General features: G+C 29.1%; 14 protein-coding genes. All 14 read right to left on the bottom strand.

Annotated features, from left to right (window positions below; translation table 11 throughout):
* Positions 1–217 precede the first annotated feature (217 nt).
* The 14 genes from IC175_RS17225 to IC175_RS17160 all read right to left on the bottom strand — a co-directional run bounded on the left by IC175_RS17225 (position 218) and on the right by IC175_RS17160 (position 13104).
* Entirely contained in the window at positions 218–796 is a 579-nt protein-coding gene (locus IC175_RS17225) for a bifunctional precorrin-2 dehydrogenase/sirohydrochlorin ferrochelatase (RefSeq protein ID WP_227436126.1), read from the bottom strand.
* 169 nt (positions 797–965) lie between these two features.
* Positions 966–1931, bottom strand: coding sequence for a porphobilinogen synthase (hemB, locus tag IC175_RS17220; RefSeq protein WP_227436135.1), 966 nt, complete (start codon positions 1929–1931; stop codon positions 966–968).
* A gap of 15 nt (positions 1932–1946) precedes the next feature.
* Entirely contained in the window at positions 1947–3446 is a 1500-nt protein-coding gene (cobA, locus tag IC175_RS17215; protein WP_227851758.1) for a uroporphyrinogen-III C-methyltransferase, read from the bottom strand.
* Positions 3436–4341 (bottom strand): hydroxymethylbilane synthase, encoded by a 906-nt coding sequence (gene hemC / locus IC175_RS17210; protein ID WP_227835025.1) that lies wholly within the window; start codon positions 4339–4341, stop codon positions 3436–3438. The genes cobA and hemC overlap by 11 nt, the downstream gene beginning before the upstream one ends.
* A 29-nt stretch (positions 4342–4370) precedes the next feature.
* Positions 4371–5849, bottom strand: a complete 1479-nt coding sequence (locus tag IC175_RS17205; RefSeq protein WP_227436141.1) for a cobalt-factor II C(20)-methyltransferase — start codon at positions 5847–5849, stop codon at positions 4371–4373.
* Between the two features lie 18 nt (positions 5850–5867).
* The gene (cobK, locus tag IC175_RS17200; protein ID WP_227851757.1) at positions 5868–6620 is read right to left on the bottom strand and encodes a precorrin-6A reductase; all 753 of its coding nucleotides are present in this window, start codon (positions 6618–6620) and stop codon (positions 5868–5870) included.
* Positions 6617–7342, bottom strand: a complete 726-nt coding sequence (cobJ, locus tag IC175_RS17195; protein WP_227436145.1) for a precorrin-3B C(17)-methyltransferase — start codon at positions 7340–7342, stop codon at positions 6617–6619. Before cobJ ends, cobK begins: the two co-directional genes overlap by 4 nt.
* Positions 7339–8463 (bottom strand): cobalt-precorrin 5A hydrolase, encoded by a 1125-nt coding sequence (cbiG, locus tag IC175_RS17190; RefSeq protein ID WP_227851756.1) that lies wholly within the window; start codon positions 8461–8463, stop codon positions 7339–7341. The genes cobJ and cbiG overlap by 4 nt, the downstream gene beginning before the upstream one ends.
* Positions 8447–9199 (bottom strand): cobalt-precorrin-4 methyltransferase, encoded by a 753-nt coding sequence (locus IC175_RS17185; protein ID WP_227436149.1) that lies wholly within the window; start codon positions 9197–9199, stop codon positions 8447–8449. Before IC175_RS17185 ends, cbiG begins: the two co-directional genes overlap by 17 nt.
* Positions 9192–9767 (bottom strand): decarboxylating cobalt-precorrin-6B (C(15))-methyltransferase, encoded by a 576-nt coding sequence (locus IC175_RS17180; protein WP_227825293.1) that lies wholly within the window; start codon positions 9765–9767, stop codon positions 9192–9194. Before IC175_RS17180 ends, IC175_RS17185 begins: the two co-directional genes overlap by 8 nt.
* Positions 9757–10365 (bottom strand): cobalt-precorrin-7 (C(5))-methyltransferase, encoded by a 609-nt coding sequence (locus tag IC175_RS17175; protein WP_227483580.1) that lies wholly within the window; start codon positions 10363–10365, stop codon positions 9757–9759. The genes IC175_RS17180 and IC175_RS17175 overlap by 11 nt, the downstream gene beginning before the upstream one ends.
* The gene (cbiD, locus tag IC175_RS17170; RefSeq protein WP_227836408.1) at positions 10362–11588 is read right to left on the bottom strand and encodes a cobalt-precorrin-5B (C(1))-methyltransferase CbiD; all 1227 of its coding nucleotides are present in this window, start codon (positions 11586–11588) and stop codon (positions 10362–10364) included. Before cbiD ends, IC175_RS17175 begins: the two co-directional genes overlap by 4 nt.
* Before the next feature lie 8 nt (positions 11589–11596).
* Positions 11597–12229, bottom strand: a complete 633-nt coding sequence (locus IC175_RS17165; protein WP_227436158.1) for a cobalt-precorrin-8 methylmutase — start codon at positions 12227–12229, stop codon at positions 11597–11599.
* Positions 12217–13104 carry a cobalamin biosynthesis protein gene (locus IC175_RS17160; protein ID WP_227836407.1) on the bottom strand — a complete coding sequence of 296 codons (888 nt, stop codon included), beginning with the start codon at positions 13102–13104 and terminating at the stop codon, positions 12217–12219. Before IC175_RS17160 ends, IC175_RS17165 begins: the two co-directional genes overlap by 13 nt.
* Position 13105: the final 1 nt, after the last annotated feature.

Genomic DNA, 13105 nt, shown 5'->3' with positions numbered 1-13105 from the left:
AGCCAGGATCAAACTCTCAAATAAAAGTTTATCAGGCTCAGATACTATTGTTATCTAAATATCTGGCTTTATGGTTTGTTTCTTGTTTTATAAATTAACCTACTGTTTAATTTTCAAAGTTCATTTTTCATGTTTGCCCTTTTCTTAAGGACAAGTAATACTATATCACCTTAAAAATAATTCGTCAACAGCTTTTTTATATTTTTTTTAAAAAACTTTATACATTAAACTTTTTTAATTCATCTAAATCAAGTACTATCAACATATTAAGTATACTTTTTCTTTTATTTTTATCTTGATATTTTTTTATAACTTCTTTTCTAATCTCGCCTAACACGTTCAAATATTCCTCATAATCCTCAGTATATTTTTCTTCTAGCTCCTTTTTTATTTTTGAAGACAAAGATGGACTTTTACCCCCTGTGGATACACTTATAAGCAAATCACCTCTTTTTACATATGATGGAACAGTAAAATTTGATATTTCTACATTATCAACAACATTTACTAGTTTTTTATTTTTTCTACAATATAATCCTATTTCTAAATTCAGCTCCCTATTATCTGTAGCAGCAATTATCACAGAGCTACTTTCTATATATTCTTCTTTATAATCGTCTTTTATTATATTTATGTTACCTTCTAAATCATGAAACTTATTTAAAATATGTTTAGAAACTACAGTAACACTCTTATTAAAATCTAAAAAGTTTTTACATTTCCTATATGCAACCTCTCCTCCTCCTATTATGACTACATCTAAGTCATCTAATTTTAAGTTAATAGGATATAGCATTTTTTACCCTCCAAAATTTTTATTAAATACATAAACAAATATAGAAATTGTAAAGTCACTTATATTTTCATTTACTAAGATTATAGATTACTAAACTTGTAGATGAAAATATTTTAAAATAACAAATTACAATTTCTATACTTTTCATAATACTTTATATTTTAATAGCTTATTTTCTTAATAATTTAGCAATATCTTTAGCAAAGTAAGTTATTATTATATCTGCTCCTGCTCTCTTTATAGATGTGATTGCTTCAAGAATTACATCTTCATTTAATAATCCTTCTTTAACAGCTAACTTAAGCATAGAGTATTCTCCACTTACATTATAAGCAGCTAAAGGCAAATCAAAATTATCTTTAACTCTTCTTATAACATCTAAATATGATAATGCAGGTTTAACCATAAGTATATCTGCACCTTCTAATACATCAAGTTCTGTTTCTATCATAGCTTCATTGCTATTTGCAGGGTCCATCTGGTATGTCTTTCTATCTCCAAATGATGGTGCTGAATGAGCTGCTTCTCTAAAAGGTCCATAAAAATTTGAAGCGTATTTGACACTGTAAGCCATTATACCGATATTTTCCAAACCATTTTCATCTAAAGCTTCTCTTATTGCTTGTATTCTTCCATCCATCATGTCAGATGGAGCAACCATATCTGCTCCTGCTTTAGCATGACTTACAGATATCTTAGCTAAATATTCTAATGATTTATCATTATCAACATAACCAGTATCTGTTAAAATTCCACAATGTCCATGACTTGTGTACTGACACATACAGACATCTGTTATTACATTTATATTTGAATCTATTTCCTTTATCTTTCTAATCGCTTTTTGTACTATTCCATTCTCATTAAATGCTTGTGATGCACATTCGTCTTTTTCATCTGGTACACCAAATAACATTATATGTTCAATTCCTAAATCTCTTATTTCTTTTATTTCTTCTTCTAACATGTCTATTGATAAGTGATAAACATCTGGTAAAGATTTAATTTCTTCTTTTACATTCTCCCCTTCTACTACAAATAAAGGATATATTAAATCTTCTACATTTACTTTAGTTTCTCTTACCAAATTTCTTATTGCTTTACTTGCTCTTAGTCTTCTTGGTCTTCTTAACATCTCAATCCTCCAAAATTAATTTTCTATAATTAAATCTACTAATCCATTTATTGTAGATGTTGTAGCCTCTTTATATAAGTTTATTCCTAAATTATTTATTGCCTCTGTAGTTATAGGCCCTATAGACAATACTTTTATTTTATCTAAGATTTTAATATTTTCTTTTCCTATAATCTCAATAAGATTATTTACTGTTGATGAACTTGTAAATGTTATATAATCTATCTCATTCGAATTTAAAATATCTAATATTTCATTTCTTTTATCTTCATCTATCACGGTTCTATATGTATGTATTTCTGTTACTTCACAAATTTCCTTAAGCTTATCAACTAAATAGTCTCTAGCGTTTTCTGCTCTAGGTATAAGTATCTTATCATTTTCAGTTAAAATTGATGATAGCTCTTCATATAATGATTCTGCTACAAATTTTTTTGGTACTATATCTGCTGTAATTCCTCTTTTCTTCAATTCACTTGATGTCGCTGAGCCTATTGCACATATCTTTAGGTTAGATAATATTCTTGAATCAAAATTCACTTCATAAATCTTCTCAAAAAATATTTCTACTGCATTTTTACTGGTTAGTATTAGATAGTTATATTCATTTATATTTTTTATTTCATTTTCCAATTTAGTATTATTCTGTATTTTTTCTATCTTAATAGTAGGTATCTCTATTGGATTCCCACCTAAATCCATTATCTTTTCTACTAATACACTATTTTGATTTCTAGACCTAGTCACAGCTATACTTTTTCCAAACAAAGGTTTCCCCTCAAAGAAATTCAGTTTTTCTCTAAGTCCTACAACACTTCCAACTACTATAAGAGTTGGTGGTTTTACTTCTTCTTTGATAGCAACTTCATAGACATTTTCAAGTGTAGATGTAACAACCCTTTGATTATATCTAGTTGCCCAACTTATAAGAGCAACTGGTGTATCTTTGCTCTTTCCCTCTTTCATCAAGTTTTCACTTATTTTCTTCAAGTTAGAAATCCCCATCAAAAACACAAGAGTGCCTTTATTGTTTGCAAGAGCATTCCAATTTAATTCCCCACTATCATCACCTTTCAGATGACCTGTTATTACATGAAATGATGAAGCGTGGTCTCTGTGTGTTATAGGAATACCCGCATAGCATAAACCTCCTATTGCAGAAGTTATCCCTGGAACTACTTCAAACTCTATACCTTCATCCACTAGAGTCTCTGCTTCCTCTCCACCTCTACCAAATACGTAAGGGTCTCCGCCTTTTAAACGAGTCACAAGTTTTCCTTCTTTAGCTTTTTCTGCTATAACTCTATTTATATCTTCTTGTGGCAAAATATGATTGCTTGATGCCTTTCCTACATATATAAATTCACAATCTGCTTTAGCTTCTCTTAAGTAACTACTATTTGCTAATCTATCATATACTATTACATCCGATTTTCTTATACACTCTAAGCCTTTCAGAGTCATGAGTTTATAATCTCCTGGTCCTGCACCTACTAAGTAAACCTTACCCTTCATAACTTTCATACTCCTTCAATACAAGTTTAGCTAACTTTAAACCTAACTCTCTAGGAGAAGAGATATCCCCTTCTATGGACTTAATTACTATTTTATCTCCTTCTGAATCTCCATATAAACCAGTAAGATGTATTTTATCTTGATTTATTTCACAATAAGCTGCCATTGGAATATGACAACTTCCATTCACACCATCTAAAAATCCTCTTTCAGCTAATATTTGGATTTCTGTATCATTATCTTTTAGTGAGTTCACTATCTCCTCAACATCACTATCATTACTTCTTATCTCTATAGCTAAAGCCCCTTGAGCAGGTGCTGGAATGACAACATCAACAGGTAAATAAGAACTTATTTTATCTTGTAAATTAGCCCTTATTATTCCTGATGCAGCTAATACAATTCCATGTAGATTTTCATCTTTGATTTTTCGTATTCTAGTCTCTACATTTCCCCTAACTTGAACTATGTTTAAATCAGGTCTTTGCTTTAATAATTGAAACTTTCTCCTTTTACTCCCTGTTCCTATTACTGCTCCATGAGGTAAATCATCTAAGCTTTTATATTCATCTCTAAGTATTAACACATCTCTTGGATCTTCTCTTTTAGGTGTATGAGCAAATTTTAGTCCATCTGCCAAATAAGAAGGCATATCTTTCATACTATGTACTGCTATATCTATCTGTCCATCCAATAATTGTTGCTCTATTTCTTTTACAAATAATCCTTTATCACCTATTTTATCTAATGAAACATTTTGAATTATATCTCCTTTTGTTTTTATAATTTTGATTTCAAAATTAATATAAGGATATTTCTTTTTTAGCTCATTTATTACCCATTCAGTTTGTATAAGTGCTAGATTACTACCCCTAGTTCCAACCACGATATTCATATTAAATCTCCTTTAAATATTACATTCGTCTATTTTATTTTGTTCTCTTTATTTACTAGTATCGTAGAAAAATAAGATATCTTATCTTCAAGATGTGCTTCTCTTAAATCCTTAAATACAGTTTCACTATCTTGAGACGAATTACTAACTAAAATAGCATGTTCTATCAGATTATATTTTTCTAATTTTTTTATTATTTCTTTAAAATTCTTATACACTTTCATTAACACTATAGAATTATAATTTTGTAGAGCATTCTCTATCTTATCATCTTCCATAGTACAAGGAACTACTACTAATGCTTCTCTATCCATAACTAATGGAAAATTTTGATTAGATGCTATATTAGAAAACGAAGAAATTCCTGGTATAGTTTCTACTTCTATCTCATCTACTATTCTGTTCATTATATACACATATGTACTATAAAGCATAGGGTCACCCAATGTTACAAATCCTACATTTTTACCATTATTAACATCTGATATAATTTCCTCTGCTACATTGTCCCAAGCTAGTTCTTTTTCGTTTCCATCAAAACTCATTGGGAAATGTCTAGATTTTATCTCTAGTGATTCTGGTAAATATTCATTAACTATTGATAATGCCAAGCTTTCTCCACCCCTTTTTGACTCCGGAGTGTATAAAACATCTAGTTTTTTTAGAGTATTAACTGCTTTTATTGTAAGTAAAGAGCTATCTCCTGGTCCTGTTCCTATACCATAAAACTTAGCAGTTTCTGCACATTTAAGAGTATGACGAACAAATTTATCTTGTATATAAGGATTTTCTCCTAGCCCTTTTAAATGAATTTTCACATTAAATCCATTATCTTCAAGTATTGTCTTCCAAGAATCCTCTTCATCTCCTGCCATATCATTTATGGCATGGTCACCTGCAACTAGCATAAATGGCATTAAATTTATAGTTTTTATATTGCCTTCTTTTAATCTTCTCATTACATGTTCTATTTCTGGATAACCTTCAACCGTACCAACATAAGCATTTACTCCATTATCTCTAAGCATATATTCCAAGGCTGGATATGCTGAATGAGACTCATGAACTGTTCCATGACCCATAAATACTACTGCTTCATCACTTTCCATATGAGGAATTTGATGTTTAATTGCCTCTACTGATTCTTGATAATCCTCTATGTGAGTAAGTAAAGGTCTTCCTAATATAAGTTTTTTAAATTTAGAAGAATAGCTTTCTACTTGTTCTTTTAGCTTATTAAATTCTTCTCCACATATAATATGAAGCGTTTGAATTATTACTTCGTCATACCCTTGCTCATATATTTTATCTAAAGCTTGTATAGGGTTGTCTATTTCTATGCCATCTCTTTTTTTTATTTTGTTTATTATCATATTTGATGTATACGCTCTAAAAAAATCATAGTTTTTTAACGAATTCTTTATTTTATTTTCACACACATCTATTGTCTTTTCTCTTGTTTCATGGTAGCTTGTCCCAAAACTTACTACTAATAAGGCTTTCTTCATATCTTCTCCTCCTAAAAATCACACAATTATGTCTTTAATTTTATTTATGTCATTAATTACATTTTCGTAGTTAATCGATTCTCGTTTAATAATTACTACTGGTATATTGAGATTTTTACATGCATTTACTTTTTCTAAAAAACCTCCTGCTACCCCACTTTCTTTTGTTATAACTAAATCTACATCATAATGTTTATATGTTTCCTTGTTTATACACTGGCTAAACGGACCTTTCATTGCTACTATATTGTCTGCATTTAAACCTAATTTTTCACAACTTAAGATAACTTCACTTGTCGGAAGAACTCTAACCACTAAATTTTTATTACTTATTCCTTCTACAAATCTGTTTAAGTTTTTACTTCCTGTTCCTATAAATATATTTTTTCCTATTTTATTTGCAATTTTACAGGCTTCTTCAATTGTATCTACTATAAACTTATTGTCATAATTTATTTCTTCTATTAACGATTTTCTTTCAAATCTTATATACTCTATGTTTGATAACTTTGCACAAGTAATAGCATTTTTAGATACTTCAACTGCATAAGGATGAGTAGCATCTATTATTCTAGCTATATGATTATCCTTTATAAACCTTAGCATTTCTTCTTTTCCAAGCTTACCTAAAACTATATTATTTGTATGTTTTTGTGCAAGTTCTTTTCCATATTCTGTAGTTACTGAAAGTACATAGGACTGATTTTCCAATTCATTTATCATATCACATATAGCTAAACTATCTGAAGTTCCTCCTAGAATCAAAATCATACTGTATAACCTCTTGGAGTTATCATCAGTTCACCATCAATATAAGTAGATTTATTTCCGATTATAACCATAGTAGTCATATCAACTTTTTCAAAATCCATATTCTCAAAAGTACATATAAACTTAGTTTCTTTTTCTCTACCTACATCTTTGACCACTCCAACAGGTGTATTTCCATCTTTAAACTCTCCCATTATTTTAAATGCTTTACTTAGATGTTCACTTCTTCCCTTACTTCTTGGATTATACAGGCATATTACAAAATCAGCTTCTGCAGCTAACTTTAATCTTTTTTCAATTACTTCCCATGGAGTCATTAAATCACTTAAACTTATATGACAGAAATCATGCATAATAGGTGCTCCAAGTATAGCTGCTGCACCAATACTAGCAGTAACACCTGGAATTACTTTAACTCTTATGTCTTCACTTTCCTTAGATATTAATTCTAAAATAAGTCCTGCCATTCCGTATATACCGGCATCTCCACTACTTATAACTGCTACTTTTTTCCCTTTTTTCGCTTCTTCTACTGCTTGTTTACATCTATCAACTTCTTGTCTCATACCATTTTGAATTATTTCTTTATCACTTATAAATTCTTCTATTAAATTTATATAAGTCTTATACCCAACAATAGCCTCAGAGTCCTCTATCGCTTTTATCGCCTCTAAAGTCATAGTATCTTTATTTCCTGGTCCAATTCCTACAACATATATCATATTTTTATTCTCCCTACCGAAAAAGTTATTCCTTTATATTTGTGTTTTTCAACTATTAAGTTTCCCTTACTTAAAAGATATGCTACAGGTTCTGCTACTGAATATACACCTACATTTTTTTTCACAAAATCGGATTTATCAAACATATCATCAACTTTGGATATTTCATCTATTGAAAATGTCTTAAATGGCGCTTTTAGCTTTTTTGCTAAATCAATGATTGCCTTTTCATCTTTTTTTAGGTCTATACTTCCAATGATTTTTACAGCTTTAATATCTATATTTTGTACCTCAAAAAATTCTAGTAAAGAATCAAACATCAACTTACTATCTGTGTATCTTCTACACCCAATCCCTATAACTATATCTTTTGGAATCACTTTTATTATTTTTTCTCTGTAATAATTATGTGTAAAGTTATTATCCTCATCTAAACTTTCTATATCTTTAGTAAAATTTATCTTGTTGCTTACTATAACTATCTTTTCTATATCTTTATTTAAAAAACTATCTTTTAATCCTTTACTACTTTTTATAAGCTTAAATCCTCTAGTGTCAACTTGATAGCCTTCCTCAACATACAAACCAACACATTTACCATTTACTAACATAGAATTTACTTCTTTTACATTTTCTCTAAAGTTATCAATATAAGCATTTAATTTTTTTGCTATCATATCTAAAGAAGCTTTTTGGTTTACATCAGTAGCTGTTGTTATTACTGGATTCGCATTGATAAGACTACTTATATAATGCGTTAAACTATTTGCTCCTCCAATATGTCCACTCAATAAACTTATTACATTTTGTCCTTTCTCATCTATCACTAAAATTGCAGGATCACTAAACTTGCTTATTATATATGGTGCTATACTTCGTACAACTATCCCTGTCGCCATTATAAATATTATATACTCAAATTTATTAAATACCTCTCCTACAAAATCACTTAGTTTTTTTTGTATTATTTGTACAGAATCTTCCTGACTAATATCTAAAGTACCTTTTTTATTTTTTATTTGATATACAACACAATTGTCCACTAAAGATTCTATCTTTCTAGCTAAATTTTTTCCGTTTTCAGTAATACAAATTATAGCGATATTACCCTCTATACTCATGTTTAAAATCCTTATCATATAACTTTGAGTTATTATATTCTTCTCCTAAAAATCTACCTACCATTATTAAAGCAGTTTTATTTATGTTATTTTCTTTAACTTTTACAGCTATATCATTTAAAGTTCCTTTAACTATTTTTTCATCTGCCCATGTAGCTTTATATATAACTGCTATAGGTGTGTCCTTTGGATAACCGCCTTCTAATAATTTAGATACAACCTTCTCAATCTCTTGAACTGATAAAAATATTACCATAGATGTCTGATGCTTAGCATAAGATTGTATTGATTCCTTTTCAGGAACTGGAGTCCTTCCTTCCATTCTCGTTATAATAACACTTTGAGAAATTTCAGGAACTGTATATTCCACTCCTAGAGATGAAGCTGCCCCTAAAAAAGAACTCACTCCTGGTGTACAATCATAGTCTATATTCAATTTATTTAAATCTTCCACTTGTTCTCTAATTGAACCATATATAGAAAAATCTCCTGTTTGTAATCTCACAACAGACTTGTTATTTTCTATACCATCTCTCATAACATCTATTATTTCTTGTAAATCCATATGTGCACTATTATGTATTTGACAATCTTCTTTACAATATTCTAAAAGCTCAGGATTGACAAGTGAGCCAGCATATATTACTACATCTGCATTACTTAATAGTTTATACCCTTTCAAAGTTATTAGCTCTTTGTCTCCAGGTCCTGCTCCTACAAAATGTACTTTATTCATCATCATCTTCCCCTTTTTCACAAGATATTATATATATAGGATTTAGTGGTTTAAAATATTCACCTTTTCCCAGTTTCTCTAGTTTAGAAACATTTAAAACACATACATCTATTTCTTTAAACCCATATTTTCTAAGTAACTTTAGAGTTTGGTTAAATGTTTCTATGATTATAAAATTAGCTACAAGTCTTCCTCCTGTAATTAAAGTTTTTTTAGACCATGCTATTATTTCTTCTAAGTTATTTCCAGTACCCCCAAGAAAAATAGAATCAACTTTAGTATTTAAGCTTATCTTTATCGGTGCATAGCCTTTTATTACTTCTACATTTTTCAAATTAAACTTTTTAATATTTTTTTCTATAAGTTCTACAGCAGCATCATTTTTCTCTATAGATATAACCTCTAGGTTGGGATAGTTATATGCAGCTTCAATGCTTACACTTCCTGTACCAGCACCTATATCTATAAAACTCTCAGCATTTACTAAATCTAGTTTGCTTATTGATATTGCTCTAACTTCTTCTTTAGTAATTGGAACCTTACCTGTTATAAATTCACTATTCCTCATCTAAAATCACCACAACATTCATTCCGAAATTGTCCATTCTTATTATTTCATCTGGCTTTGCTATTGTTATTTTTTCATTGTCATATGATAAATTCTCACCTACAACAATAATTTTATTTAAATTCCTATCTATTATTTCTTTACTTATTTGCTTTGGTCCTATCTTAGAATCTGTAACCATACATACTTTTTTATGTGATAGTATATAATCGAAATCTGGTATTTTACCATGGCTACTGGTAATATATAAATCATTCATATCAACATATATCCTTGAAAATATATATTGTAAAGAACTAATTCCAGAAACCATATTTAACATCTTATTATCAATATTTTTAGATAAATACTTACCTATACCATATATCAGTGGATCACCTGAAGCTATTATTGATATTTGCTTTTCACTATTGTTATTTATATACTCTACAATTTCTCTTAAATTAGAATCTAATATTATTTTTTCTCCTTCAAAGTTTTTTACAGATTCTAAATTCCTTCTGCCACCAATTAATACATCTGAAGTAGAAATTAAATTTTCACCTTTTTTTGTTATATAGTCTAAGTTACCAGGCCCTAAACCTATTATATTTATCATATAAAAACCTCCAATAAATCATCTGTATTATCTGATTTTCCTAACAAAGACTTATCCATTGAAAAAATTATTACTTCTACATCAATATCATCTACATCTTCATTTAAATATTGCTTTACTCTATCTCTACATTTATTACTCAATATATTATAAACCTGTTTATATTCGCTATTATTTATCAACTCTACAGCTTCTTCAGCAGTTAAACACTGATTTATTTTATGTAAAAATTCATGTGTAGCTCCCATTAAAGCTAGATTTGCCACTAATATCTCACTTCTAGCATCTGCTACTTTACTATGAGTATTAAAAATCCCAGCTGATACTTTTATAAATTTACCTATATGCCCAGCCATCAATATTTTTTTATATCCTATTCTTTGAGCCTCTTTAATCATATAACCAATAAAATTACTGGTTCTTACTACATACTTAATATCTAAGTTCAGTTTCTCTCTTATAAATTGTTCTCCATGATTTCCTGGAACTAATATTATCTTGTCTAAACCTTGTTCTTTTTTCATTTGGAGTTCTATAGATAAAGATTTTTTCCAGCCCTCATCGCTCATCGGCTCAACTATCCCAGTTGTACCTATTATAGATATTCCTCCAACTATTCCTAACCTTGGATTAAATGTTTTTTTTGCGATTTTTTCTCCTTGTGGAGCAAAGATTGTTATTTTTAAAACTTTATCATGCCCAAGCATAGATTCAAAATCACTTTCTATAAGCTTTATTATTTCTTGATTTATCATTCTTAATGGAGTTGGATTTATGGCAGGTTTACCAACACCTACACTTAATCCTTTTTTAGTTACTACTCCAATACCAGTTCCACCATAGACCCTAATAAATTTATAGAGTTCACTTTGACATTCTTCACTAATATTTATGTTATCAATATTTTCTAAGGTAAGATAACTATTGCTATCATCAGTTTTAGATATAATTTCAACTCTTGCATAGATATCCATAGTATGTGTTGCATCTATATCATCTCCACCATCTTTTTTTACAGAACATTCCACAAAATCATCAGAAATGTTTATATTATCAATATTTAATGATAGTGGTATTCCCTTAGGAGTATCTATGTTTATTGTATCAATTTTATTTTTTGTAATCATCATATACACAGCAGCCTTAGATGCACCTGTAGCACAAGAACCTGTAGTATATCCTCTTCTATACTTTTTCCCATCTATATATACATATTCTTCCATATAGATACCTACATGGCATATAAGATAGCATTCACTATTGCTGCTGCTAAATTACTACCACCTTTTCTACCTTTAGAAATTATATATGGTATATCTGTCTTTTCAACTTCATCTTTTGACTCCTGTGCTCCTACAAAACCTACAGGAACTCCTATAACTGCATCTACATCCAATTTCCCTTCTGATTTCATTTCCATAACTTTATATAAAGCTGTTGGTGCATTCCCAAGTACAAATATCTTTCTTCCTTCTTCTTTTGATGCAATTTCTACAGCTGCCATAGAGCGGGTAATACCTTTTTCTTTAGCTACTTTTGCAGTTTCATCATTCGCTACTAAACATTTATATTTGCATCCCAATGCTTCCAACTTCTTCTTATTTATTCCACTCAGAGCCATATTTGTATCTGTATAAATACTTGCATTATTTTTTAGCGCATCTATTATACTATCAACTGCCTTTTCTGATATTTTTAATATATCCAAGTAATCAAAATCAGCAGTAGTATGTATAGCTCTTTTTATTATTTTTTCTTCAATCTCATTTTTAAATTTATAATCTGGTCTGATTTCATCTATTATTCCTTGTATTAATTCAAAACTTCTCTCTTCTATTTTCATAGGATTCTTTATGTATTCCATTCTACTTCCCCCTTAATTCCACCATCTATTATATCCAAGGTATAGATTTTATTATAAACAGAATTTATATTAGACTCACATAATACATCTATTAATTTCTTATCATTCATAAGCTTATCAATTAAAATCCCTATTACTGTACCACTATGGGCAATATTTACTCCATAGGCTCCATATAGCTTAGATATTTTTATTATTTCATTTAAGTATTCTTTTTTTTCTATATTTTCGTTTGCTAAACTACTTAATGTACAAGCCTCTCCAACTAAGGATAAATCATCTTTCTTCAGACCTTCTTCTAAAAGAGCAAATGACTTTTTTATAATTTCCTTATTTTCGATTTTTAGCTTACTATAATCTTTCCTCATTCTAATTTTCATCGTATCTAATACTTTATTAGGTTCAAGAATTATAACTTTTGCATTAGTTATATTTCCCAAGTATTTTATAACAGTACCATTTAAGGGATTAAATATACTATTTTTATTTATAAATATAGAGTCTGTTGGTTCTATTTCTGCTGCCAATTTCGATATTTCTTCACTATTTAAATCTTTATCTATTAACGATAATGTTGCTTTTATAGTAGCCCCTATATCAGCTGTCGAACTTGCCATCCCTTTTCCAACAGGTATTTTGCTGTTTATATTTAAAGAAATGTTTTTGGTATCTTTTTTAGGCAAATTAAATTTTTCAAATACCTTTTCTATAGCTATTCTTGATTTATGTCTACCTAAATTTATATCTTTTAATTTCTCTTCAATACATACCTTAGAGTACATATTTATAGCATATGAACATAGATATTCTTCATCATCTATTATCCCTTGAACAAACTCTCCACATGATGCTGGGCATATTCCATAAGATTTCATT

The organism is Clostridioides sp. ES-S-0123-01, from assembly GCF_020658415.1.
Taxonomy (GTDB): domain Bacteria; phylum Bacillota; class Clostridia; order Peptostreptococcales; family Peptostreptococcaceae; genus Clostridioides.
Note: the sequence above shows the minus strand (reverse complement) of the source record. Positions and strands in the feature narration are given on the sequence as shown.